Origin of the sequence: Demequina oxidasica, assembly GCF_000975115.1 — a bacterium.
GTDB classification, from domain to species: domain Bacteria; phylum Actinomycetota; class Actinomycetes; order Actinomycetales; family Demequinaceae; genus Demequina; species Demequina oxidasica.
The window spans coordinates 280090-304738 of sequence record NZ_BBRE01000002.1; the positions used below are offsets into that span (position 1 = coordinate 280090).

At 63.0% G+C, this 24649-nt stretch carries 19 protein-coding genes; 7 read left to right on the plus strand and 12 right to left on the minus strand.

The genetic code is table 11. The features are described from left to right. The 4 genes from AOP77_RS08360 to AOP77_RS08375 are packed head-to-tail and all read left to right on the plus strand — an operon-like array spanning window position 1 to window position 6764. Window positions 1–1335 carry a glutamine synthetase family protein gene (locus AOP77_RS08360; RefSeq protein ID WP_062212229.1) on the plus strand — a complete coding sequence of 445 codons (1335 nt, stop codon included), beginning with the start codon at window positions 1–3 and terminating at the stop codon, window positions 1333–1335. A gap of 33 nt (window positions 1336–1368) precedes the next feature. Next, complete coding sequence (locus tag AOP77_RS08365) at window positions 1369–4368, plus strand: bifunctional [glutamine synthetase] adenylyltransferase/[glutamine synthetase]-adenylyl-L-tyrosine phosphorylase (RefSeq protein ID WP_062212233.1); 3000 nt, start codon at window positions 1369–1371, stop codon at window positions 4366–4368. Next, window positions 4365–5237 (plus strand): hypothetical protein, encoded by an 873-nt coding sequence (locus tag AOP77_RS08370; RefSeq protein ID WP_062212236.1) that lies wholly within the window; start codon window positions 4365–4367, stop codon window positions 5235–5237. Before AOP77_RS08365 ends, AOP77_RS08370 begins: the two co-directional genes overlap by 4 nt. A gap of 45 nt (window positions 5238–5282) precedes the next feature. After that, a complete protein-coding gene (locus tag AOP77_RS08375) occupies window positions 5283–6764 on the plus strand; it encodes a hypothetical protein (protein ID WP_062212239.1) in 1482 nt (493 codons plus the stop codon). Between the two features lie 10 nt (window positions 6765–6774). On the opposite strand, the gene AOP77_RS08380 is transcribed toward AOP77_RS08375, so the two are convergent. From AOP77_RS08380 to glnA, 8 genes are all read right to left on the minus strand, one after another. Continuing rightward, on the minus strand, window positions 6775–7680 hold the full coding sequence (locus AOP77_RS08380) for a sugar ABC transporter permease (RefSeq protein ID WP_062212242.1): 906 nt from the start codon (window positions 7678–7680) through the stop codon (window positions 6775–6777). Next, window positions 7680–9272, minus strand: coding sequence for an ABC transporter permease subunit (locus tag AOP77_RS08385; RefSeq protein WP_062212247.1), 1593 nt, complete (start codon window positions 9270–9272; stop codon window positions 7680–7682). The genes AOP77_RS08380 and AOP77_RS08385 overlap by 1 nt, the downstream gene beginning before the upstream one ends. 99 nt (window positions 9273–9371) lie before the next feature. After that, window positions 9372–10637: a sugar ABC transporter substrate-binding protein gene (locus AOP77_RS08390; RefSeq protein WP_062212250.1), complete on the minus strand. Its 1266-nt coding sequence runs from the start codon at window positions 10635–10637 to the stop codon at window positions 9372–9374. Between the two features lie 288 nt (window positions 10638–10925). Continuing rightward, window positions 10926–11801: a carbohydrate kinase family protein gene (locus AOP77_RS08395; RefSeq protein ID WP_062212253.1), complete on the minus strand. Its 876-nt coding sequence runs from the start codon at window positions 11799–11801 to the stop codon at window positions 10926–10928. Between the two features lies 1 nt (window position 11802). Then, a complete protein-coding gene (locus tag AOP77_RS08400; RefSeq protein WP_062212256.1) occupies window positions 11803–12858 on the minus strand; it encodes a LacI family DNA-binding transcriptional regulator in 1056 nt (351 codons plus the stop codon). Window positions 12859–12893: 35 nt separating this feature from the next. After that, window positions 12894–14549 (minus strand): glycoside hydrolase family 13 protein, encoded by a 1656-nt coding sequence (locus tag AOP77_RS08405; RefSeq protein WP_062212259.1) that lies wholly within the window; start codon window positions 14547–14549, stop codon window positions 12894–12896. Between the two features lie 466 nt (window positions 14550–15015). Beyond that, window positions 15016–15324, minus strand: coding sequence for a hypothetical protein (locus tag AOP77_RS08410; protein WP_062212270.1), 309 nt, complete (start codon window positions 15322–15324; stop codon window positions 15016–15018). Window positions 15325–15413: 89 nt separating this feature from the next. Beyond that, on the minus strand, window positions 15414–16847 hold the full coding sequence (gene glnA, locus AOP77_RS08415; RefSeq protein ID WP_062212288.1) for a type I glutamate--ammonia ligase: 1434 nt from the start codon (window positions 16845–16847) through the stop codon (window positions 15414–15416). Between the two features lie 178 nt (window positions 16848–17025). Between glnA and AOP77_RS08420 the strand changes: the two genes are divergently transcribed. Next, complete coding sequence (locus AOP77_RS08420; protein WP_062212291.1) at window positions 17026–17451, plus strand: RDD family protein; 426 nt, start codon at window positions 17026–17028, stop codon at window positions 17449–17451. A gap of 198 nt (window positions 17452–17649) precedes the next feature. Here the strand turns inward: AOP77_RS08420 and AOP77_RS08425 are convergent, their stop codons facing one another. From AOP77_RS08425 to lipB, 3 genes are read right to left on the minus strand one after another with little or no spacing between them, the layout of a single operon-like run. Further along, complete coding sequence (locus AOP77_RS08425) at window positions 17650–18342, minus strand: DUF4191 domain-containing protein (RefSeq protein ID WP_062212311.1); 693 nt, start codon at window positions 18340–18342, stop codon at window positions 17650–17652. 34 nt (window positions 18343–18376) lie between these two features. Beyond that, window positions 18377–19384, minus strand: coding sequence for a lipoyl synthase (lipA, locus tag AOP77_RS08430; protein WP_062212315.1), 1008 nt, complete (start codon window positions 19382–19384; stop codon window positions 18377–18379). Next, window positions 19381–20091 carry a lipoyl(octanoyl) transferase LipB gene (lipB, locus tag AOP77_RS08435; RefSeq protein WP_084622474.1) on the minus strand — a complete coding sequence of 237 codons (711 nt, stop codon included), beginning with the start codon at window positions 20089–20091 and terminating at the stop codon, window positions 19381–19383. Before lipB ends, lipA begins: the two co-directional genes overlap by 4 nt. Before the next feature lie 53 nt (window positions 20092–20144). On the opposite strand from lipB, the gene AOP77_RS08440 reads away from it, so the two are divergent. Both AOP77_RS08440 and AOP77_RS08445 read left to right on the plus strand, forming a co-directional pair. After that, window positions 20145–22328, plus strand: a complete 2184-nt coding sequence (locus AOP77_RS08440) for an MMPL family transporter (RefSeq protein ID WP_062212318.1) — start codon at window positions 20145–20147, stop codon at window positions 22326–22328. Window positions 22329–22397: 69 nt separating this feature from the next. Then, window positions 22398–23768: a protein kinase domain-containing protein gene (locus AOP77_RS08445; RefSeq protein ID WP_062212321.1), complete on the plus strand. Its 1371-nt coding sequence runs from the start codon at window positions 22398–22400 to the stop codon at window positions 23766–23768. Here the strand turns inward: AOP77_RS08445 and AOP77_RS08450 are convergent. Further along, window positions 23731–24639: a TIGR01777 family oxidoreductase gene (locus AOP77_RS08450; protein WP_062212324.1), complete on the minus strand. Its 909-nt coding sequence runs from the start codon at window positions 24637–24639 to the stop codon at window positions 23731–23733. The genes AOP77_RS08445 and AOP77_RS08450 overlap by 38 nt on opposite strands. Window positions 24640–24649 lie beyond the last annotated feature (10 nt).

The window sequence follows — 24649 nt, forward strand, 5'->3', positions numbered from 1 at the left end:
ATGGATAAGCAGCAGGAGTACGTGCTTCGCAGCGTCGAAGAACGGGACATTCGATTCATCCGCTTGTGGTTCACCGATGTGCTGGGGATTCTCAAGTCCGTGGCGATCGCCCCGGCGGAGCTCGAGAACGCGTTCGACGAGGGCATTGGCTTTGACGGCAGCGCCGTCGAGGGACTGACCCGCGTCTACGAGGCGGACATGCTCGCCAAGCCGGACCCCTCGACTTTTCAGATTTTGCCGTGGCGTGGCGAGCGTCAGGGTGCCGCCCGCATGTTCTGCGACATCTACACGCCCGATGGCGAGCCCGCGCTGTCCGACCCGCGCCAGGTGCTCAAGCGTACTCTCGACAAGGCGTCCAAGCTGGGCTTCAGCTTCTACACGCACCCAGAGATTGAGTTCTACCTCTTCAAGCCGCTGGAGGAGGGCAAGCTGCCCAAGCCCATCGACCAGGCCGGCTACTTCGACAACGTGCCGCGCGGCACCGCTCACGAGTTCCGCCGCACCGCGATCACGATGCTCGAGAACATGGGCATCTCCGTCGAGTTCAGCCACCATGAGGCGGGTCCCGGCCAGAACGAGATCGACCTGCGCTACGCGGACGCGCTACAGATGGCGGACAACATCATGACGTTCCGCATGGTCATCAAGGAGGTGGCCCTTGAGCAGGGCCTGTTCGCCTCGTTCATGCCCAAGCCCTTGGCCACCGGCCCCGGTTCTGGCATGCACACCCACATGAGCCTGTTCGAGGGTGACAGGAACGCCTTCTTCGAGGCTGGCGCGCCCCACCAGTTGTCGCCAGTGGCACGCCAGTTCATGGCGGGAATCCTTAAGCACGCGCCGGAGATCACCGCGATCACCAACCAGTACGTGAACTCCTACAAGCGCCTTTGGGGTGGTGCCGAGGCGCCGTCCTACGTGTGCTGGGGCTCGAACAACCGCAGCGCGCTGGTCCGCATTCCCACTCACAAGCCGGGCAAGGGCCAGTCCACCCGCGTCGAGTACCGCGCGATGGACTCCGCGGCCAACCCATACCTGAGCTTCGCTGTCATGCTTGCTGCCGGGCTGAAGGGCATCGAAGACGGCCTCGTACTGCCGGACGGTGCCGAGGACGACGTCTGGGAGCTATCCAATTCTGAGCGTCGCGCCATGGGCTACGAGCCATTGCCAGCGTCGCTGTCGGACGCCGTCGACATCATGGAGCGTTCCGAACTGGTCGCCGAGACCCTGGGCGAGCGCGTGTTCGACTTTGTGCTGCGCAACAAGCGAGCCGAGTGGGACGCCTACCGCGCGCAGGTGACGCCGTACGAACTCGAGCAGTACCTTCCCGTTCTCTAATCCTGGGCTCGCCATCCACCATAGGGTGAAGTAATGAGTTCCAGAGAAGTTTCGCTTGCCACTCAGTTGCGGCGCGCCGGTGTGCTCGATGCTGCTCGAGTGGAGTCTCAGATTGAGCAGATCAACGCGATCACGGGAACTTATCTCGAGGATCCAGCACACGCACTGTCTTACCTCGCGGATCCCGATGCTGGCGTGCTGCAGTTACTGCGACTCGCCGAGTCCGCTCGCGACAGCGGCAACCTCGATGCCCTCGTGGCATTGCGAGGGACCGAGGGCGGCGCGAAGATGTCGGTGCTGCTAGGCGGCTCGCTTGCGCTCGGTGACTTCCTGGTTCGTCACCCTGACTTCGTGGCCGACTTCGGCAACCTTCCAGTGGGGGAGAAGTTCGCGGACATTGACGTGCGTGGCCTCGTGCTGCGCGGCGTGGGTGCCGACCCGAACGCCGAGGTTCCCGTCGCGACCGTCACCGGCGCCGCGGGCCAAGCCGCGATGCGCGTCGCGTATCGCCGAGTATTGATGCGGGTGGCCGCCGAGGACCTCTTTGCGAAGGTGCCGACCGCGATCATGCACGAGGTCGGGAGCGTCCTCGCGGACCTCGCGGGCGCGGCGTTGGACGCGGGACTGGCGCTCGCGCGCGCCGAGTATCCAACTCACGATGCGACCCGACTGTGCATCATCGGGATGGGCAAGTGCGGGGCGCGCGAGTTGAACTATGTGTCCGACGTGGATGTCATTTACGTCGCGGAGCCCGCCGAGGGTCACTCGGACGAGGAGTCGCTCAAGGTGGCGGGGAAGTTAGCCAACTACGCAGCGCGGGCTTGCGACAGCCCTGGTATCGAGCCGGCGCTGTGGGAAGTCGACGCGAATCTACGCCCCGAAGGCGGCGACGGTGCGCTGGTACGCAACGTCGCGTCGCATCGGGCGTACTACGAGCGTTGGGCGGAAACCTGGGAGTTCCAGGCACTTCTCAAGGCCCGACCCATCGCCGGCGACATCGACGTCGGAGAGCGGTACGTCGACGAATTGGCTCCGTTGATCTGGAGCGCGGTCGAACGAGAGGGTTTTGTCGAGAACGCGCAGGCGATGCGCCGGCGCGTCGAGGAGCACGTGGCCCGCGGGGAGGCCGACCGTCAGATCAAACTCGGACCAGGTGGTCTGCGGGATGTTGAGTTCACCGTTCAACTCCTGCAGCTCGTGCACGGCCGATCCGACGAGTCGCTGCGTTCGCGAAACACACTCGGCGCCCTGCACGCGTTGCGCTCAAGAGGCTATGTCGGGCGGGTGCAAGCCGCGACGATGGAGCGCTCATACCGCCAACTGCGGGTGTGGGAGCACCGTCTGCAGATGCGCAAGTTGAGCCGCACGCACTTGATGCCAGCCACCGATGCTGGCAAGCGTGTGCTCGCCCGAGCATCGGGTTTCGCGACCGTCGAGTACATGGAGGAGGTGTGGCATGACGTCCGGCGCGAGGTGCGAGCCATGCACCTCGAGATGTTCTATCGTCCCATTCTTCCCGTGGTCGCTCGCCTCAGCGCCGATGAAGCGGCACTCGACGACGATGCTGCTCGCGCGCGCCTGACGGCGGTGGGCTTTGGGGATGCCACCGGCGCACAGCGGCACATCGCCGCCTTGACCGACGGTGTGAGCCGCCGGGCGTCGATCCAGCGTCAACTGCTGCCGGCGATGATCGGGTGGTTCGCCCAAGGCGCGGATCCAGACGCCGGACTGCTCGCGTTCCGCCAGCTCTCCGAGCAGCTGGAGAACGCTCAGTGGTACTTGAAGTTGTTGAGGGACTCCCGCACCGCGGCTGAGCGTCTCGCGCGCCTGCTGTCTACCTCAGGCTATGTCACCAAGGCACTGCTGATCTCAGCGCAGGACATCACCTGGCTCGACAATGACGACGACCTTGCACCTCGGGACCCTGCGCGACTGTGGGGCGAGGCCGACGCGATCCTGAAGCGCTCCGCGGACGCCGAACAGTGCATCACCGCGTTGCGCGGCATGCGTCGACGGGAACTGGCCCGCACCGCAGCCGCGGACGTTCTGGGATTGCTGGATTCGGTCGAGGCCGCAAAGACCGTCACGATGGTTGCGGACGTACTCATCGACGGTGCGCTGCGCATCGCGATGGACACCGTCACCAAGACCAAGGGACTAGAGGCCCCACCCATCACGATGGCGGTGATCGCGATGGGGCGCTACGGCGGACAGGAGATGGGCTACAACTCCGACGCCGACGTGCAATTCGTATTCGACGGCGAGGGGCAGGACGCCCAGTCTTTCGCTCAGCAGGTCGCTACCGAGCTACGTCGATTACTGCAGACGGTGGGGTCACAGCCTGGACTCGAGATTGACGCCGACCTGCGACCCGAGGGGAAGAACGGCCCTCTGGCTCGATCACTGGAGAGCTGCCGAGAGTACTACGGCCGCTGGTCCGATCCTTGGGAGGCGCAGGCGCTGTTGCGTGCGCGACCATGCGCGGGCGACAAGGAACTGTGCGATCGCTTTGTCAAGGCCATCGATCCCGTTCGCTACCCACCCGAGCTTCCCGCATCGGCCCTCAAGCAAATGCGCTCGCTCAAGGCTCGAATGGAGAGTGAGCGACTCCCTCGAGGGGTCGACCCACGCAGGCACGTGAAGCTTGGTCCCGGTGGCCTCTCGGACGTCGAGTGGAGCGTGCAGCTTCTACAACTCCAGCACGCACACGAGCATCCCGCCCTGCGCACCACGGTGACCCTCGAGGCATTGAACGCGGCGGTCGCGGAGGGGCTTGTCGAGGTCAACGATGCCGAGGTGCTTGGCGAGGCGTGGAAGTTCGCGACAGACATACGCGGTGCACTCGCGTTGAGGGGCGTCGGTAAGCGGACCGATGTACTCCCCAACGATGTGCGTCAGATGAAGGTGCTGGCAGATATCATGAACGTGAGAATGACCGGCTCGGAACTCGACGAGCAATACACCCGTGCGTCGCGCAGGGCTCGGCTCGTTACCGAACGTGTGTTCTTTGGGTGGACCGAGGACGACCGATGATCGTCCGGACGCTCCTCTCCGCCCTCAGTATCGTCCTCGGAGCGTTGCTGGTGGCAACGTGGGCAGTGAGCCAGGTCGCCGTGAAGGCGGTCGAGGATGGCAGCGCTGCTGTCAGTATTACGGCAGCAATCTTTGACTCACCGGCGGCGTTGGGGGACATCGGCGATGAGCTTGGCGACGCGGCCGTCAAGGCCATTGGTGAGAACAGCATCAACGTCGAGGCGCTCGGTCTTGACGGTCTAGTTCACGACCAGGTGACCGCGCTTGTGCAATCCGACGAGTTCGCGAACGAAGTTGAGCGGCAGGTTGCGGACTCTCATGAGCAGTTCACGGATGCGCTCACCGACGATGCTCGAACTCCGGGTCCCATGATTCTCATGTTGGACTTGACCGGAGTGGTCAACGATCGCTTAGATGGTGTTCCCGTGGTCGGTTCATTGATTCCAGAACTCGCCCTCAATCCCATCCCGGTCGAGGTCGCCAGCGAGGAAGTGACTGAGGATGCTCGCTCGGCGTACGGGTTCATGGAATTCGCCGCCACGTGGTTCCTATGGTCGGGCATTGCGTTCATGGTGCTCGGCATGCTGATCTCCGCTCGCAAGCGATGGTTCATCCCTAAGACGCTACTGGCGGTAGGGATCATGTCGCTCGGAGTGTGGGCTCTGCTCACGTTCACGTCCCCGCAGACCATCGCAGGCTGGTTCCCCGGCGGCGAGGAAAGCAGTGTGGGGAGCATCGTCGTGCAGACGTTTACCGCCGAGTCCGCGCCTTCAATCGCTACCCGCATGCTGTGGTGGGCCGTCATTTCCCTGGGCGGATCTGCAATTTTCGCGCTCGTTGCCGCTGGTATGCGACGCAAACAGGCGTAACCTAGCGTCCATAGAGCACCCTCAAACATCGCATGGAGTCCGATCGTGAAACTTTTCCGCACCATAGTGTCCGCGTTCCTCGTGCTCCTCGGAGTGATGCTGATTGTGACTTGGGCATTCGCTTCCAAGTCTGCGGAGGCGGTGGAGAACGGTGAGGCCGCAGCGAATCTGACTGACAAGGTGTTGTCCTCGCCAGCGGTAGCAGACCTGGTGGCGACCAAGGCCCAGGAGGAGATCGTGAGCTCCGTCGAGGAGCAGTTCGACAATCAACTGGTGAACCTAGCGTTGGGACTTGCCTCTGGCGCGATTCACGATGCGATCGAGAGTGCAATCACGTCCGACTTCGTCACCAACGCCGCCCGTGCTGGTGCGGATCAGGTGCAGACGCGGCTGGTCGCGGCACTGACTGATCCCGACCGTGCGTATGGTCCGCTCGAACTCAATATCGATGTTTCGCCCCGAATCAACGACCGCCTGGACCAGGTGCCACTGGTGGGCTCTTTCATCCCGGACGTGACGGTGCCCCCAGTCAGCGTCGAGGTTGTCGACGCGGCCACCTTTGAAGATGTGCGCTCCTCGTATGGCGTGCTCAAGTGGGCCGCCACCTGGTTCATCTGGATTGGGCTCCTCCTGATTGCCGTAGGGGTGTTCGCCTCGCCGCGCCGTCGGTGGTTCTTGTCCCGCGCGATGCTAGTCGCCGGGGTCCTGGTCCTGGCAATCGGCTACACGGTCAGTGCCATCGGCGCGAGCTCCATCGCGAACCTTATGCCTGGTGGCTCCGAAGGAGGCCTGGGTGTGGTGGTCAACGACCTACTGTCAGACACCGCGATCCCGCCCATCGCGGATGTGTTGATCACACTAGGTTTCGCGGCACTCGTTTTGGCTCTCATCGCGGCACTCGCCGTGAACTACGTGCCAGGCTTGCGCACCAAGTACCACGAGAGTCGTGCCAAGAACGCGGAGCCGCTCGTCAATGGCCAAACCGGCGCTACCTCGCCATCCAATGCGGAAGTGGTGGCAGTTCCCGTGTCAGTAGGAGCGCCCGCTGGCGCGCCACAGGGGGAGAAGTCCGTTCCCTCAAGTATCTCCACGTCGATTCCTACTGCGGTCCCCGCTCCAGACGAGACGGCCGCGCACCCTCGCGAAGATGACGACTTTGAGTTCGAGGAGTATGACGCTCCCGCCACGTCTGTGGGCGAGCCCACGGACGATCCCGAATTCGATAGTGTCTCGCCTGGCGCGGACGATGCGACGGTCAGTTCGGCGGCCAAGCCAGCTAGAAAGCCGGCGGCAAAGCGCAAGCCCGCCACGGCATCGTCCGCACGGAAGGCGCCAGCGAGGAAGCCAGCAGCCAAGAAGGCGCCCGCTGCGAAGTCCGCGCCGACGCCTGTGAGAAAGGCATCCGCCAGCACCTCGGCGACTCAGGGGTCCACTGCTAAGAAGCCCTCGCCTAAGAAGCCGGCGGTCCGCAAGCCTGCAACGAAGAAGGCGGCCCCCAAGAATGGTGAGCCGCCTACCTCCGAGTAACTGCTGAATGCTACTTGACGGCTCCAGCCGTCAGGCCCGACACGATGTATCGCTGCAGGAATAGGAACAGGATCACCACGGGTATTGCTGCCATCACGGCGCCTGCGGCAAATTGACTCCAGTCTGCGTAGTTGGGGTTAGAGACCATGCGGAAGAGACCCACGGCGAGGGTCTGCTGGTCGGTGTCCACCAGGATGACTGACGCGATCACGTAATCGTTCATGGACGCAATAAATGACAGCAGTCCCACCACAGCGAGGATAGGCGCGACGAGGCGCAGGATGATCGAGAAGAAGACGCGAGCGTGGCCCGCGCCGTCAATCTTTGCGGCCTCGTCAATCTCCTTAGGCACCGTGTTGAAGAACCCATACATGAGGTAGGTGTTGACCCCTAACGCGCCACCCAGGTAGACCATGATCAGCCCGGCATGAGTGTTGAGCCCAATGGCGGGGAAGATGTCGCCAATCTTGGTCAGTAGCAGGAAGATCGCGACTACGGCCAGCAGCTGGGGAAACATCTGCACCAAAACGATGGTCAGCAGTCCGGTGCGGCGTCCCTTGAAGCGCATGCGAGAGAAGGCGTAGGCCGCGAGTGCTCCGAGGAACACGGCAAGCACCGCGGTGGTAAGACCCACCACGAGCGAGTTGATGAACCAGCCCTTGAAGGGGTACTGGGAGGAACTCAGCAGGCGGGTGTAGCTCGCAAAACTGGCCTCTTGGAAGAGTTGGTTGGACCCAGTTAGCGTTCCGAACGGCTTGAGCGACGTAGAGACGATGTACGCGAGAGGAAACAAAGCAAAAAGTGACAGGACCACAGCGACGATGTGGCGCCAGCCGGTGTCCCTGAACCAGCGCCCGAGGTGGAAGGGGCGACGACTCTTGGTGGCGGTCTTGGAGACCTGGGTCGTGGTGCTCATTAGTGGATGTCCTCCAGCGTCTTGGTCCTGCGGAAGCTAATGATGGACACGGTCGCGACCACCACAAAGATGATGATTGAGAACGCGCTGGCGAGCCCGTAATCTCGTTGCTGGCCGGTGAATGCGACCTTGTACACGAGCGAGATCAGGATGTCCGTGTGACCTACGGGTATGTCAGCATCGGCTATTCGAGGTCCTCCGCCGGTGACCAGGTAGATCACATTGAAGTTGTTGAAGTTGAAGGCAAACGTCGCGATCAACACCGGGGCCACGCTGACGAGTAGGAGTGGGAGCTTGATCTGCCTGAACACCTGCCAAGGACTGGCGCCATCGGTTCTGGCCGCCTCTTGGATCTCCTCGGGAATTGACTGGAGTGCGCCCAGTGTCACCAGGAACATGTAGGGGAAACCCAACCAGAGGTTGACGATCAGCACCGCAACCTTGGCCAGCGTCGGATCGGTGAGCCAGGGGATGTCCGCTCCACCCAGCAGCACATTGTTGATAAAGCCAAAGCTGGTGGAGTACATCCCGGACCACACCATCGCGCCCAAGAAGGCGGGGAAGGCGTAGGGGAGCACCATGATGATGCGGTAAATCTTCAGGCCCCTCATGCGCGGGTGGTTGAACATGAGCGCCATGAATAGGCCAAGAGCGAAGGTAAAGAGCATAGACAGGGAGGCGAATACAAACGTCCAGATCATCACACTGACAAGCGGGCCACGAATGGACGAGTCGGTGAAGGCTCGCTCAAAGTTGTCGAAGCCAATGTTGATAGTCCAGCCGGGCAGGAGCTGAGCGCCGTCCGGGGATTCGAACGCGCCATTACCCTCGTCGGTGTAGACCTCGCCGGTAGTGCCGTTGGTGAGAGTGTCCGTTGACTCGTCATAGACCAAGTTCGACACGTATTGGTAGCCGCTCGAGCCATCGAGAGTTCGGATGGAGCCGTCGGCAGCGTCATCGGAGACCGGCACGACGAGGTTGAAGACCTGGTCCTGGACTTGCAGGACGTCGGCAAACTTGAGTGTCGTGTAGCCGTCGGTTGCCACTGCCTTGTCGTCCTCGAAGGTGGCCTCGACCGGTGCGAGGGGAGTCTCCGCGTCTCCCACAAGGGCGTCCCCAGCCGGGTCAGTCACCAGGAAGCCAAGCCCGTTGGGACCGTCAACCACGGTCAGGGGGTAGGAGGCCGAGTCGGGGACCCGCTCCTGGTTCTGGCTCAGGAGCGACTGGATGGCGTCGTCCTTGTCCAGGATGTGTCCTGTGGAGAAGTTCGTGAAGGCAATGTAGAAGGTGTAAATAATGATGAACACCTGGAAGATCAGTAAGAAAACGAGGCCCGGGGTGATGTACTTCGCGGGCAGCATGCGCTTGTTGAGGTAGATCACGTCGACCGCGATCGTCAGGGCAGCCGCTCCGACGACGAGGCCCCAACTGCCCTGGCTCGCGAGCGTGAACATGAGGAATGCCATGATCGCGTTGAAGGTCGAGAGCAGGACGATCTTGATGACCAAAGGGCCAATCCGGAACGACTGGAACTTGAGTCGTTTCTCAGGAGCGCTGTGCGGCGTAGGGGTCTCGACGCTGGTGTTCGTCATTGAACTGATTGTCCGTTCTGCTCAGGTTAGTCGTGCTGTGGAGCATCGAGCCGGGACGAATCCCGTGCGGGTTCGCCCCGGCTCAATTTGATGCTGGACCTAGCCCGCGATGGCTGCTTCGACGTCGCTCGTCAACTTGGTCCAGGTGGAGTCCGGGTCAGCGCCATCGAGGATTGCGGCCTCGGCGATGCCCCAGTACTGCCAGACCTGACCCATGGCGGGGATTGCAGGCATCGGGACGGCGTCGGTTCCGGCTGCTAGGAATCCACGCACCAGCGGGTCAGCGGCAGCGGTGTCAGCGGCAGCCTTGAGTGCCGGCAGAATCTTGCCGGACTCGTAGAGAGCGAGCTGTACATCCTCGGTGCCGATGTAGTTGACCAGGAAGTCGTTAGCAGCGACCTTGTTCTCGGAATACTCGTTTACGAAGAAGCCCTTGACTCCAGCGAACGGTGCTGCGGCCGACGGTCCGGGCGCGGGAATCGCGTCCACAGCCACGTTGATGCCGGCCTCGGTTGCCGCAGTGAGGTTCCACGGACCCGTGAGCCAGAAAGCGGCGTCCCCGGACGTGAACTTCTCCTTGGCAATGTCACCGGTGATCTCGGTGCTCATGTTGCCTTCCTGGCCCTGCTCGCCCAACCACTCGGCGAACTTGTCGCCGTCACCGAGCTTTAGCTGGGTGGAGTCGTAGCTGCCTGCGTCGTCGCGCCCAAACACTGGAGCGTCGAACGAGGTCTGGAACGGGTACAAGTGGTACGGGTTGCCCTCCGCGCCCTGCTCAACAACGAACGGGTACTCGGCACCGGCTGCCTCACCCTTGGCGATCATGTCGTCGTAGTCGCCAGCGGCCTCGGGAACTAGGTCGGCGTTGCGAAGCACGGCCAAGTTCTCCACCGCGTAGGGGAGTTCGTATACGGTGCCCTCGTAGGTCGATGCGTCGAGCGCGACGGGAAGGTAGTCGCCAGCCTTGTCGCCCAGTTCGAGCGGTGCGACCACACCGTTGGCGGTGAGCTCACCTAGCCAGTCGTGTGCACCCATGGTGATGTCCGGGCCGGAACCCGAGTTCGCCTGCTGGATGAAATCGTCCTTGAGGGTGCCATTGTCGCGACCCACGATCTCAACGTGGACTCCCGTCTTGGCTTCGTAGTCTGCTGCAGGCTGTGCAAGCGCGTCAGCGCGCTCGGAGTCAACCCACACGACCAGGTCGGCGCCGCCTGCGGCCGGGGAGTTACTCTCCATGGCCGACGACGAGGGCTCGGGGCTGGTGCTGGTGACGGTTTCATCGGTGCTGCTCGAGCATGCGGTGATGAGCAGACCCGCGGTGACGAGTACTGCACCCAGGCCTAAGGACTTCTTTGTCTTCAACATCGGTGTCTTCCTTTTGCTGTAGTTGACGGAGGGCCACCTCGCTGAAGGAATTCAACGGCGAGAGACCCTTCTCTCGACTCACACCGTAATGCAAGCGCTTACAGATTAGCCCGACGTTCGCGAAACTTGCAACCCGGGAAGGTCACGGTTCGGTATACGTGCGACGGATGCCGTCATCCGTGCGTAAAGTGCCCGCTATTTGCCCTGATGGGCGTGGCGCTGAGGGACACAGTGCTGTGACCGCTCCCAGTCGAGTCCAGTGAGTTGCAGAGGAGATTTATCGTACGCTTACATGTCGATTGAGGCGCACAGGTGGCGGCTCGACAGGGCACGAACCGCCTGACGAGAGCCTGCCTCTAGGACGGCGAGAAGAGGGTCACCTAGGAGTCTCGCGGCGAGCGCGCCAGCGACGAACGCGTCGCCGGCACCGTTGGTGTCCACGACCTTGACCGGCCGCGCCGCGCATCGCACTATGTCGCCGTTCTCATCCATGCCAATTGCACCAGCCGCACCGCGAGTCACGATCGCGAGTTTGGCGCCATTATCGATGCATCGCCATAGAAAATCTTCGATGCTGCCCAGCCGTTCGTGACTCGCGACCACCACGTCGGCGGCGTGGAGAAACGGAACCTGAAAATCGCTGACACCGTCCCAGTCGTGAAGGTCCACCCATACTTCGGCGTCAATCCCTTCTGGGGCGGCAGCGAGAACGGCGGCACTGCTGGCGAGGTCCAGCACCACGGCCGCTGCGCCCTGTATGGCGTGGCGTGCGATGTCGAGGCCAGCCTCATGCGCGGCGGGTGGGGCGTCGACGTAAAGTGACACACGTTCGCCACTTGCGTTCATAAGATTGACATGGCTCTCGGTGACGTCTGCCGAAGGCATTTCGACAAGGTGGACGCCGCCACGGGCGAGGGCATCGCGTACATGATCGCCTCCTTGGTCATTTCCCAACGCTGCGACGAGGGTTTGAGCCACTCCAAGATCTGCGAGGTGGAGCGCCTTGCCGGCCGAGGTGCCACCAACCGTCCACCAGTGATTAGCGGCGAATTGCATGTGTGGCGAGGGGTACGGCAGGTGGTCAAGGAGGATGATGTGATTCCAGGTCGCGGGACCCACCACGACCACGCGCGGGCGTGCCGCGCGCTGTGGCCGCGGTGTCATCTCAGTCGCTCACTACCGGCGCGGGGGCGGACGTCGATTTGCGCACTACGAGGTCGTGGGGGAGATACGTGTTGTCTGGCTCTGGGGTGGGGGAACCGGACTCGATTTCGGCCAGTAGGACTTCCACCGCGCGACGGCCCTGGGCCTCAGGATGCTGGTCGATGGTGGTCAAGCCAAAGAAGCCTCCCAGCTCGTGGCCATCGATGCCGATGACCGAGAGGTCGCCGGGAACCGACTTGCCAAGGTCCCTCGCCGCGAGGATGGCGCCGATCGCCATCTCGTCTGATGCCGCGAAGACTGCTGTGGGATGCACGCGTGGGTCGCCCAGCAACTGAAGGGTCGCGTCATACCCTCCCGCGATGGTGAAGTCCGCGGACCTCACCATCAGTGGCTCCGTCGGGATGCCGGCCGCCACTAGGGCGTCCTCGTAGCCGTCGCGTCGGTTGGATGGCAGGTGGAAGTCCAGTTCAAAGTCGGGGTTACCTCCGATGTGCGCAATCTGCGTATGTCCGAGCGCGATCAAGTGATCGGTCGCGAGGCGCGCAATCGCGCGGTCGTCCACACTCAAGGTGGGCACGCCAGGAAGAGGGCCGCCGAGGCCCACCACCGGCTTGTCCAGTCGGCGCACGTGGTCGAGTTCCTCTTGCTCAAGTTCGAGGCTAATAGCCAGGAGCGCGTCGACACGCTTGCGCTGAAGGAAGTCCTCGAAGAGTTGGCGCCGTCGGGGATTCGAAGCGTGGGGGAGGTCGCTCCCGGGGTTGGTGTCCAGCAAGTACAGCGTGAGGTCGTATCCCGAGTCTGCGAGAGCCCGCTGAGCACCCTTCAACACGGTGGTGTAAAACCAACTCGTGAGGATGGGGGTCACAACACCCACATTGCGGGTGCGGCCCGAGGCCAGGCTGGATGCCGCTGCGGAGACGACATATCCAAGTTGCTTAGCTGCGGCCTCTACCCGAACCCGAGTAGCGGGGGAAACCGATGTCTTGCCGGCAAGCGCCCGCGACACAGTTGCCGTCGAGACTCCCGCGAGTTCCGCGACCTTCTGGATCTTGGTCATAACCGCCCCTTAGCTGTGTCGAGCGAGTGCGAAAGTTACGTGCGCACCCACGCAGTAGTGTCTGCCGGAAGCGTATCGGTGATGGGGGAGGAAGCGGCGAGCACCTCGCCTGTGGGTAGCGACACCGGCTTCCCGTTGATGTTCGCGAGCACGCTCACATCGCCGACGCGGAAGCCTATACAGCCGTCCGGGGCGTCCTCTAGCCACTCCAGTGTCGCTGTCGCCGTGGCAAACTCTCGCCGCAACGACAGGGCCTTTGTGTACATCTCGAGCGTGGAGTCAGGAACTCCTGCCTGGGCATCACGAGCAAGGGCACGCCAGTCCGCGGGTTGCGGAAGCCATGCCTCACCGGTTGTCGAGAACCCGTACGCCGGAGCATCGGCTTTCCAGGGCAAGGGAACCCGACAACCGTCGCGGCCGTAACGTTCGCCATTGGTGCGGAAGAAGGTGGGGTCTTCGCGGGCCTCATCGGGGACGTCAATTGCCTCCGGTAGACCAAGTTCTTCACCTTGGTAGATGTACGAACTTCCGGGTAGTGCCAGCATGAGAAGCGTTGCCGCGCGGGCGCGGCGCAGCCCCTGCGCTGGGTCCGGAAGGCCGATGCTGCGAGGGCCTAAGCCATGACCCTGCGGGTTCTCTGCTCCGAGAGACAGCCGGGTCGCGTGACGGACCACGTCGTGGTTCGACAGTACCCAGGTGCTTGGCGCGCCCACGGCCGCGAACTCCTTGATTGAGAGGTCGATGATCTCGCGCATCGCCGTGGCTTCCCAAGGCGTCTCGAGGTAAGCAAAGTTGAAGGCCTGGTGCATCTCGTCTGAACGCACCCACTGGGCCATCTTGGAAAGCGGGTAGACCCAGGCCTCTGCCGCCAGGATGCGCTCACCCTCGTAAGAGTCGAGTACTCGGCGCCAGCGCCGCCACACGTCGTGCACGCCCTCTTGGGCCCAGAACGGTGGAGTTTGTGCCTCACTCCCCATGGAGCCGGCAGTCTCATCGACCACGAAGTCGGGCAGGCCCTCCGCTTTGATCAGTCCGTGGGCCACGTCTACCCGGAAGCCATCGACCCCTCGGTCGAGCCAGAAGCGCAGTACGTCGTCGAAGCCCTCGAGGACGGCATCGTTAGCCCAGTTGAGGTCAGGCTGTGACGTGTCGAAGAGGTGGAGGTACCACTCACCGGGACTTCCGTCGGCCTCCACGAGACGCGTCCATGCTGGGCCACCAAAGACCGAAACCCAGTTATTGGGCGGCTCCTCGCCAGACGGGCCGCGGCCGGGGCGGAAGATGTAGCTGTCTCGCTCGGGCGAGCCCGGGGCGGCGGTGATCGCGCGCTGGAACCATTCATGCTGGTCCGAGGTGTGGTTAGGAACGATGTCGACGATGACTCGCAGTCCCCGCGTGTGTGCTTCGGCCACCATCGCATCGAAGTCCGCGAGGTTGCCGAAGAGCGGGTCCACGTCGGTGAAGTCCGCGACGTCATAGCCCGCGTCGCGCTGGGGCGATGTGTAGAAAGGGGAGAGCCAGATGGCGTCCACGCCCAGGGCTTCTAGGTGGCCGAGCCGCTCGGTGATTCCTCGCAGGTCGCCCACGCCGTCGCCTGACGCGTCCGCAAAAGAGCGAGGGTAGATCTGGTAGATGACGGCCGTGCGCCACCATTCGTTGCCGGTGCTGGGGGTCTCAGCGTGCGAGTTCACGTGGATTCTTCTCCAATAGGTGCATGAGACAAAAGGTTGCTCTTCACGCTACCGCGCTCGGGCCACCCTGCCTGATGAGTTACACGCGCCACAACGGAAATGTTGCGTGGCACCGCTCAAATGTAAACGCTTGCGCGGCCTCAGCGCAAACCGAGAGCTTCCGCGGTGCACCCGCAGCTTGGGTTCAGGGCGGGCACAGGGCGCGTGATTACCGCGCGTCCTCGTGTGCAGATGCAGGGGCGAGCACGGTTGAGAATTGCAATCGATTGCGGATGCATCATTCGTTGGCATTTCGGTTGTATTGAACAGTCCAAGCGCGCCCACCGAGCCCATGAGAGCGCTCGGATCGACCGAGCAGGACGTCAGGTGGCGAATTCCGCTTTGTTGGCCTCGCTAAAGGACCGCCGCTGCGGCTTATGCCGGCGGTACCTAAGACAAGCTGCTAGCTCGCATCCTGGCGAGGGAGCTACTCGGTCTCGAGGCGCCGGAGAAATGCGCGCAGGTCGAAGAGAATCTCTTCTTCCGTGTAGTCCGTCGCCTCGGAAAGCTGGCCGATCAGCCACTGCGTGATGACGGTAGTGCCGATCAGTAGCGGGGTGATCTCAAGGGCGACCTCGTCGTCCTCGTCTTCCTCGACGGTGAACGCGCCGGCATCCTCGAGGCCAATGAACGCATCGTCGAAGGCCTTGTCCTCGTCGTCCGGGCCCTCGGCACGTGCGGCGTTAGCGTAGAAGTCGAGGAGCACCTGGGCGGTCTGCTTTGCTGATTCATCCATGCGCTAAGCATACGAGCATCGGTCGGCTGGGAACGCAAAAGCGGGGCCACCCCGTCAAGGGTGACCCCGCTTTCATGAGCAGTTACGACTTAGCAGTCGTAGTAGAGCTCAAACTCGTGCGGGTGCGGACGGAAGCGCAGCGGGTCGATCTCTGCGGTGCGCTTGTAGTCGATCCATTCGGCGATGAGGTCGTCCGTGAAGACGCCGCCTTCGAGCAGGTAGTCGTGGTTCTTCTCGAGCTCGTCGAGCACCTCGGGAAGCGAGGCGGGAACCTGCTGAATCTGTGCGTGCTCCTCGGGGGGCAGCTCGTACAGGTCCTTGTCCACCGGTGCGGGCGGCTCGATGCGGTTCTTGATGCCATCGATACCAGCCATGAGGAGCGCCGAGAAAGCGAGGTACGGGTTGCTCGATGCGTCGGGTGCGCGGAACTCGATGCGCTTGGCCTTGGCGTTCGAACCCGTGATCGGGATTCGAACTGCGGCGGAGCGGTTACGTGCCGAGTACACCAGGTTGACGGGAGCCTCGTAGCCAGGCACCAGGCGGTGGTACGAGTTGACCGTGGGGTTGGTGAAGGCAAGCAGCGAAGGCGCGTGCTTGAGGATTCCACCGACGTACCAGCGGGCAATGTCGGACAGTCCGCCGTAGCCGGACTCGTCATAGAACAGCGGCTCGCCGTCGTTCCAGATGGACTGGTGAACGTGCATGCCGGAGCCGTTGTCACCGAAGATGGGCTTGGGCATGAAGGTCACTGTCTTGCCCGCAGCCCAAGCGACGTTCTTGACGACGTACTTGAACTTCATCAGGTCGTCAGCAGCGTGCAGCAGCGTATTGAAGCGGTAGTTGATCTCCTGCTGGCCGCCGGAGCCAACCTCGTGGTGCGCGCGCTCCATGTCGAGGCCCACCTCGGTGAGGACGGTGCACATCTCGTCACGCAGGTCAGCGAACTGGTCGCCGGGGCTGACGGGGAAGTAGCCACCCTTGATGCGGGTCTTGTAGCCGCGGTTGGGCAGGCCATCAGCATCGGTCTCTGCACCGGTGTTCCACCAGCCGGAGGATGCACCGATGTGGTAGTAGCTCTCGTGCTGGTTGGTGTCGAATCGCACGGAGTCGAAGATGAAGAACTCGGCCTCGGGTGCGAAGAAGGCGGTGTCACCGATTCCGGTGGACTTCAGGTACTCCTGGGCCTTCATGGCGACGTTGCGGGGGTCACGCGAGTAACGCTCGTTCGTGAACGGGTCCACGATCGAGAAGTTAATGACCAGCGTCTTGGCCTTGCGGAATGGGTCAATGAACGCGGTCGCGACGTCCGGCAGCAACTTCATGTCGGACTCGTTGATGGCCTGGAACCCGCGGATCGACGATCCGTCGAACATCGCGCCGTCTTCGAAGATGTCTTCGGTGAACTGGTGCGCGGGAATGTTGAAGTGGTGCATCGAACCCGGAAGGTCGCAGAAGCGAATGTCGACGTACTCAACTCCTTCGTCCTTAACGTAGGCGAGGGCCTCTTCGGCGGTGTTAAACATCCGTTTGCTCCTTGAAAGTAATCTCTAGCCTGGAGTGGCAAGTACCACCTTAACGGGCGGCAGTTTCACCCGCGTTCGTGGAATGTTTCGAGCATGTTAACTGGCAACCCCATCGCAGCGTGTTCTAAGCCCGCAGGCGACGAAGGAGACGGGCTGGTCTCCCGGCTACGATGGGCGCGTGACTACCGACGAGACGCCTTTGCCCGATGCCTCTGCGCGCCCTGGAATCGGCCGCCGCTTGGCGGGGATCTGTATTGATTGGACCTTGTCCCTCGTGATCTCCTCCGCATTTTTCGCTAGCGCAAATGCGGTCGCTTCGGCAGGTCCATTTGAGCGGGTTCTGCTGGTCGGCAACTCGTTCGCGACCTTGGGGATATGGGCGCTCCAGCACTTCCTGCTCGTGTCAACCCTTGGCACCACCATTGGTCACCGCATCGTGGGGATCAAGGTGGTGCGCGAGGACGGTAGGTCACCCCTCGGGCTTGTGGGCGGCGCTATTCGCACCGTGCTGCTTGCGCTCATCGTGCCTGCCCTGTTCACCGACCCTGAGGGGCGCGGCTATCACGATCGCGCCGCCCACACGCGGCTTGTGCGCACGAGGTAGGCACCTTGTCCTCGCCGCTCGGCGTGGCAACCGATCAATTTGCGTGAGGCACTCAAGTGTTGGCTCTACCGCGGTAGGGGAGTAGTTGCACAGCGCGCTAACCGCTGCCGGCTCCATCACGAGATCACGTTACAGATTGCATATGACCACTGTGCGTGCAGAGCCGGCCACTGAACGACTGAGCCGCGATCGAAGTCTTTAGCGAGTGCCCTTGCGGTTGGGGCGAGCGCGCATCGGGTCGACGCCCTTTGGCACGGCGAGCTTCTGGCCGCCAATGGCGCGCAGGCGTGCCGTCACGGCGTCGCGTTCGCCCTTGGACAGAACCTTCTTGGTCCTGCGAATCTTCTTTGAGAGATCCTTCAGGGGGACCTGGTCCTCTCCGGTTCCCACATAGATGGCGTTGATCGGCACGCCCGGAATGAGTTTGCTGACGCGGCGACGCGTGGCGTCGACCTGCTTCTTAGCGGCATTGCCACCCTCTGCGAGCAAAAGCACGCCACCGCGGCCGATTCCCTGGAAGACCACGGACTTGCCGCGGGGATCAATCGACACCGGGTCGTCGGCAAAGCTCCAGCCGGAGCGGATGGACTGTGCGACCGACAGCGAGCCGCCGATCTGACCCTCCATGCGGGCAAAGGCATTCTTTTCAAAACGCTTAGTAAGCGTGAAGAGCATCACCAGCACTGCGGTGAGGAAGCCAAAGATGGAGGTGTAAACGATCGCCGCGGTGGATCCCATCAGGATTCCCACAACCACCGCAATACCGATGATTCCGACGAACTCCCCGATCATGATGGGGAGCAGGAACTTGTCGTGCGGTGCGGTGACCTTGTAGGCCTGCCAGATCAGTTTGTACCAGCGGGGCTTCTTCTCGGGTTCAGTCTTAGCCATAATGCCCCACAGTCTAGTCGCTTAAGCGAGGGTGCTAAGCGCGCGCCTTGAGCAGTGCTGACGCCTCCTGGCGTGCCTCGACCGGCTCGCCTAGGTGAGCGAGGGCATCGGGAATCGGTCGGCCCTTGCTTGTCATCGCCTGACCCCAAAGTCGGCCGGCACGGTACGACGAGCGGACGAGCGGTCCGGACATGACGCCTAGGAAGCCAATCTCTTCAGCGGCGTCGGACAGATCCACGAACTCCTCGGGCCGGACCCACCGGTCTACGGGGTGGTGACGGGGGCTGGGTCGTAGGTACTGCGTGATGGTGATGAGGTCGCAGCCGGCGTCGTGCAAGTCCTGCAGCGCCTGGAGCACCTCGTCCATGGTCTCGCCCATGCCCAGAATCAGGTTGGACTTGGTGACGAACCCGTCTTCTTGCGCGGATGTGAGGACCGACAGCGAGCGCTCGTAGCGGAACGCGGGGCGAATCCTCTTGAAAATGCGCGGCACGGTCTCCACGTTGTGAGCGAGCACCTCTGGGCGAGAGGAGAAGACCTCGGCGAGCTGCTCGGGGACCGCGTTGAAGTCGGGGATCAAGAGCTCGACGCCTGTGCCGGGGTTCAGTTCGTGGATCTTGCGGACGGTCTCCGCATAGAGCCACGCGCCGCCGTCGTCGAGGTCGTCACGCGCGACGCCGGTCACGGTGGAGTATTTGAGGCCCATCTGCTGGACGGACTGAGCGACCTTGAGCGGCTCGCCGCGGTCGAGCGCGGAGGGCTTACCGGTGTCGATCTGACAGAAGTCACAGCGACGGGTGCACTGGGCACCGCCGATGAGGAACGTCGCCTCCCTGTCTTCCCAGCACTCAAAGATGTTGGGGCAACCGGCCTCCTCGCACACCGTGTGCAGGCCGCCGGACTTGACGAGCGACTTGAGCTCGTTGTACTCCGGGCCCATGGTGGCCTTAGTGCGGATCCATTCGGGCTTGCGCTCAATGGGCGTCTCGGCGTTACGGGCCTCGACGCGCAACATCTTGCGTCCCTCGGGTGCGATAGTCACACGGTCTCCTTTGTGGGGGTCGCGTTGGCGGCGGCGCCGGTGTGCGCCTGGTTAGAAACACTAGTGGTCAAGCGTACGTCGGCGAGTGCGGTTTCCAGGCATCGAGTCGCAGCGCCGGTTATTTCCCCGATGCTGACGTTCCGGCCGAGTTCGGCGGACAGCGAGGTGACCCCCGCGTCGCCAATGCCGCAGGGGACGATGCTTCCGAACTCGCCCAAGTCTGGGTTGCAGTTGAGCGCGAAGCCGTGCATCGTGACGCCTTTGGCCACACGCACGCCGATAGCGCACACCTTGCGCTCACGCTCGGCGTCTGTGGCGGGAAGCCACACGCCCGAGCGGTCCTCGACACGAAGGGTCTCGAGACCGTAGGAGCTGCACAGGTCGATGGTTGCCTGTTCAAGCGCCCGGACGTATTTCACTACGTCCACTGGTTCGCTGAGTTTGATGATGGGGTAGCCGACCAGTTGACCCGGGCCGTGCCAGGTGATCTTGCCCCCGCGGTCCACGTCCACCACAGGGATGTCGTCAGTAGGGCGATCCCACGAGGCGGTGCGCCTACCTGCCGTATAAACGCTCTGATGCTCGACCAGGATGAGGGTGTCCGGCCGCGTGCCGGCGACCACCTCGGCGTGGATTTCTCGTTGTAGATCCCACGCCTCGTGATACTCGACTAGGCGCTCGCCTAGCCCGAGTTCCAGGATTTCCATAGGTTCAGGCTAACGCGTCGGAATGAGTTGGATTTTCATGCGTTACTTATGCCATGACCTCGACAAAGAAGACCTGGTGGCGCCCAGTAGCGATTGTGCTGATGATCGTGGCCTGGCTCGCAATTAGCGGCGTGGGTGGCTCCACGTTCGGCAAGCTCGGCTCCGTACAGGAGAACGATGCTGCCGCGTTCCTTCCTGCCAGCGCCGAGTCCACCGAGGCGGCGGCTTTGCATCAGGAGTTCGTGCCCGCGGACACGATCCCGGGGCTTTTCGTGGTCGACGGGATCACCAGCGACTCAGATTTCACTGACGTTGAGGCGTTCGCCAAGGAGGCGGGGGAGGTGCCCATCGAGGGTGACCCCGAGGGACGAACGGTGAACGACATCCTCGTGGCGCCGCCCACGGCGATTCCGTCGGAAGACGGTGAGGCCGTGCTGGTTGCCTTCAACCTTGATGCCCAAAAGTTCTCGGAAAACATCGGGGAGGAGACTCTGGGCGAGGCGTTCGCGTCCACGGTGCGCGACGTGTGGGCCGAACAGGATCTCGACCTCAATGGATACCTCACCGGACCAGTGGGGCTCACTGCCGACCTCGTGGCGGCCTTCGCGGGCATCGACGGAATCCTGCTACTGGTCGCACTCGCCGTGGTCCTCATCATTCTGCTGATTGTGTATCGCAGCCCTGTGTTGCCTTTCGCTGTGTTGATCACGGCCATGATCGCCCTCACCGCGGCCATCATCGCTGTCTATGCGATGGCGAACGCCGATGTCATCACCCTCAACGGTCAGAGTCAAGGCATCATGTTCATCCTGGTCGTAGGGGCCACCACGGACTACGCGTTGTTGCTCGTGGCGCGCTACCGCGAGGAACTGCAGCGTCATGAGTCGCCGTACGAGGCGATGAGTGTGGCGTGGCGGCGCTCGCTCGCGCCCATCGCCGCATCGGCCGGAACTGTTGTGTTGGGTCTGTTGGTGTTGCTGTTGTCAGACCTCAAGTCGAACGCCTCGTTGGGTCCGGCGGGCGCCATCGGCATCGTCGCGGCGTTTGTGGCCGCTTTGACGTTGCTGCCCGCCTTGCTGCTTATTGGCGGAAAGCACGCACGAGGCGTCTTCTGGCCCAAGCGTCCCGTCTACACCGGTGATAGTTCCGCGGACGAGGACTCCATCGAGGCGGTCGAGAAGCGCGCTGGAGTGTGGGGTCGGGTCTCTCACGCCGTGGACGCCCGTCCCCGACGCACGTGGATTGGCGCCGGCGCCGTGCTCCTGATCATGTCCGCGGGTCTGTTTGGGCTCAAGGCCGACGGCCTTGGAACGAGCGACGTCTTCACGGGTGAGGTCGAGTCCACGACGGGATTCGACGTGCTCGAGGCTCACTTTGACGCAGGTCAGAGTTCCCCCATCCGCGTGTTTGTCCCAGAGACCGACGCCGCTGCGGCACTTCAGGCCGTTCAGGAAGTTGATGGCGTCACCGCCGCGTACCCGCTGACAGAATCCGTGGCCCAGGGTGCTCCGCCCATGGGTGGTGATGAGCCCCCCATCGTGGTTGACGGCATGGTGGAGATTGACGCCGTCACTGAGGTGGCTTCCGCATCGGCCGAGGCGACCGACACGGTTCAGGCAGTACGCGATGCCGTGCACCCCATCTCCGACGAGGCCCTCGTGGGCGGCGAGGCGGCAGAGAATCTCGACACCAAGCTCACGACCGACCGCGACATCACGGTCATCATCCCGGTGATTCTGCTAGTCATCTTTGTTGTTCTCGTGATCCTGTTGCGTGCAATCCTGACGCCGCTGCTCATTGTGCTCGCGAACATTCTGTCGTTCGCAGCCGCACTCGGACTGTCGTCAGTACTTTTCAATACCGTCTTTGGCTTCCCGGGGATGGACCCGGCGACGCCGCTGCTCGGATTCGTGTTCCTCGTTGCGTTGGGTGTGGACTACTCAATCTTCCTCATGTCCCGCGCCCGGGAGGAGAGCCTCAAGCACGGCACTCGAGAGGGAGTCCGGCGGGCGCTGGCCGTCACTGGTGGCGTCATCACCTCAGCGGGCGTGGTGCTTGCCTCGACATTCGCGGCCCTTGGCGTTATCCCATTGATCTTCCTCGCACAGATCGCCGTGATCGTGGGTCTGGGTGTGTTGATCGACACGCTGATCGTGCGTTCGCTGTTGGTACCGGGTCTGGTTTCCGATATCGGACGCGCGTCGTGGTGGCCGTGGCAGCGTTCGATTAAGGACTAATCCTCGACACGGGGCAGTTCTTCCTGTGGATAACTGCCCCCACTCCACAGGAGTTGTCACAGTGGAGGAGTGAAATGGTTCCGCGCGGGTAGCGCCTCCGATGCCGATGCCGGTGATAGCTGGCGCGCCCGCACCACCGTTCACTCCTCGAGTGGCTCCGCAGCGCGAACGGTCGACCGGGTCGTGGGGGAGGGAGCCGACACCTTCGCGGCGGCTCGGGACCGGGCTGCCACGCTGCGACTGATCGCGGATTCTCGCGTATGTGCACCAGAGAGAGTGACGACGCGCAAGGACGGCATGGTGGTCGCGACCATGCCGAGCGTCGAGGGCGTCAATCTTGAGGCGCTGCTGGCGAGACGCGGCTACTTGTCGCTAGGGGAGTGCGTGTACCTGGGTGTGCAGCTCTGTGGCGCGTTGACCGCACTACACCAAGGAGGAATCGCCCATGGTGATATTTCGCCCGCGAACGTGATGGTGACGCGTCTCGGCATTGTGGTGGTCGATACGGTCGGTGGTGCCCTGCCTACCGAGCGGGGCACGGATGGATTCCGCTCCCCTGAGCGACACGCGGGGGCCTCGAGTCAGGGAGATGTCTACTCGGTAGGAGCAGTGCTCTCCGCGTGCGTTGATCCCGCCATGCGACAGAGCTTCATGGGCTGGTTGGATCCACTGTTGGATGCGAATCCGACTGCACGTCCCACAGCGCGCGGCGTTGAGGCCGGACTGGGGCGCTGTGCGACGGCCGTGCCGATTCAGCTGGGTGAATGGGGAGTGGCGGGCGATCTCCGTGCGTACGCGCATGAGCCTCGTGAGCGAACAACGGTGCTGCGAAGCTCTCGCCCGTGGCGAATGAGGCGACTAGGGCTGCGAGTCGTGATCACTGGAGTCGCGGCGCTTGCCATGGTTGCTACCGCCGCCTACGTGATCCCTCGAACTGATAGTGCCGTTGCGAGCAGTGACACTAGCCAGGTGCACGATTCCCGAGGAAGTGACGGCACCGCCTCGCCCCCGCCCGAATCGACGGCAAACGCGGTGCCGGGCGACGCTGTGTCCGCAGCGGATGCGGCACGAAGTCTCACTAACGCGCGCTTCAATGCGTTGGCGAACGGTGATGGCGCCGGCCTCGTCGCGACGGGCGTTCCCGACACGGAAGTTTCGGCTCAACTACAGGCGCAGGCGAATGCGCTCGCCGCGGGCGATCTGCGGTTCGATGGGGTGAGCGCGTCGGTGGTGGAGGTCGAGCCGCTGGCTGAGGGTGCGGACGGTTCAACGTGGGTCACGGTCACCTATGTGGTGTCGGCGCATTCGGTGTGGCGGCGCGACCCTACTACGGGAGCGGAGGAGATCACCAGGGTCGAGGCCCACAAGGAAGTAGCTCACTTGGAACTTCGACACGACGGCCCTACATGGATGGTGGCGCGAGCCCTGCCTCAGTCATGACCCAGGTCGCGGCCTCCTCGATGGTGGCGTGATCCCATGTGAAGCCAAGCCGCGTAAGTACGCCTGGGGTGGCATTCTGAGAGCTGAGCAGATCATCGATGGCAGGACCGATGGCGATCTCGAGCATCCACGCCGGCACCACGAGGCCAGCCTTCTTGCCGACAGCGGCACTGAGCGCGTCCATCAGGTCCTGATCGCGTACTGGCGAGGGCGCGATGATGTTTGCCGGCCCGGCGTGGTCGGACTCGATCAGGTAGCGCAGTGCTCGTACCTCGTCGTGGAGGGTGATCCACGCGTGCCACGGGTTTGCACCACCAAGACCTCCCAAAATTCCTCGCTTGACTAGCGGAAGGAGACGGGCGGCAAAGCCGCCGTGGGGGGCGAGTACCAGGCCACTGCGGGTGAACACGGTGCGAACCCCGGCCTCCACAGCCGGCGCCGCGGCAGCTTCCCAGGCGAGCACAATGTCCGACAGGAATGTGTCTCCGGGGGCGGACCGCTCGCTGAGCTCCTCGTTGCCCCGTGCGCCGTAGAAACCCATGGCCGAGCCGGACAGCAGCACGCCGTCGGTGCGCGGCGCGTAGGCCCGGGCAATGAGATCTGTGGAATCCACACGGGACTGCTTGACGAGGCGCTTGTGGCTACTCGTCAGTCGTTTGGCTCCGATGGAGGCGCCCGCGAAGTTGACCACGGCATCAGCGGACTGCACGACGTCTTGGTTGATCACGCCGCCCGCAGGGTCCCACTCTGATTCGAATGGGCCCTGCGGCGAGCGGCGCACGAGCGCAATCACCTCGTGGTCGTCGGCGCGCAGTGACTTCGTCAAAGCGGTACCGATCAGGCCAGAGGCCCCCGAGATGACGACTCGCATGGTGTGTTGG

What these genes read in the sequence shown, in the direction of transcription:
- AOP77_RS08360 (WP_062212229.1), top strand. Translation starts at nt 1, where the DNA reads ATGGATAAGCAGCAGGAGTACGTGCTTCGCAGCGTCGAAGAACGGGAC.
- AOP77_RS08365 (WP_062212233.1), top strand. Translation starts at nt 1,369, where the DNA reads ATGAGTTCCAGAGAAGTTTCGCTTGCCACTCAGTTGCGGCGCGCCGGT.
- AOP77_RS08370 (WP_062212236.1), top strand. Translation starts at nt 4,365, where the DNA reads ATGATCGTCCGGACGCTCCTCTCCGCCCTCAGTATCGTCCTCGGAGCG.
- AOP77_RS08380 (WP_062212242.1), bottom strand. Translation starts at nt 7,680, where the DNA reads ATGAGCACCACGACCCAGGTCTCCAAGACCGCCACCAAGAGTCGTCGC.
- AOP77_RS08385 (WP_062212247.1), bottom strand. Translation starts at nt 9,272, where the DNA reads ATGACGAACACCAGCGTCGAGACCCCTACGCCGCACAGCGCTCCTGAG.
- AOP77_RS08390 (WP_062212250.1), bottom strand. Translation starts at nt 10,637, where the DNA reads ATGTTGAAGACAAAGAAGTCCTTAGGCCTGGGTGCAGTACTCGTCACC.
- AOP77_RS08395 (WP_062212253.1), bottom strand. Translation starts at nt 11,801, where the DNA reads ATGACACCGCGGCCACAGCGCGCGGCACGCCCGCGCGTGGTCGTGGTG.
- AOP77_RS08400 (WP_062212256.1), bottom strand. Translation starts at nt 12,858, where the DNA reads ATGACCAAGATCCAGAAGGTCGCGGAACTCGCGGGAGTCTCGACGGCA.
- AOP77_RS08410 (WP_062212270.1), bottom strand. Translation starts at nt 15,324, where the DNA reads ATGGATGAATCAGCAAAGCAGACCGCCCAGGTGCTCCTCGACTTCTAC.
- glnA (WP_062212288.1), bottom strand. Translation starts at nt 16,847, where the DNA reads ATGTTTAACACCGCCGAAGAGGCCCTCGCCTACGTTAAGGACGAAGGA.
- AOP77_RS08425 (WP_062212311.1), bottom strand. Translation starts at nt 18,342, where the DNA reads ATGGCTAAGACTGAACCCGAGAAGAAGCCCCGCTGGTACAAACTGATC.
- lipB (WP_084622474.1), bottom strand. Translation starts at nt 20,091, where the DNA reads ATGGAAATCCTGGAACTCGGGCTAGGCGAGCGCCTAGTCGAGTATCAC.
- AOP77_RS08440 (WP_062212318.1), top strand. Translation starts at nt 20,145, where the DNA reads ATGACCTCGACAAAGAAGACCTGGTGGCGCCCAGTAGCGATTGTGCTG.
- AOP77_RS08450 (WP_062212324.1), bottom strand. Translation starts at nt 24,639, where the DNA reads ATGCGAGTCGTCATCTCGGGGGCCTCTGGCCTGATCGGTACCGCTTTG.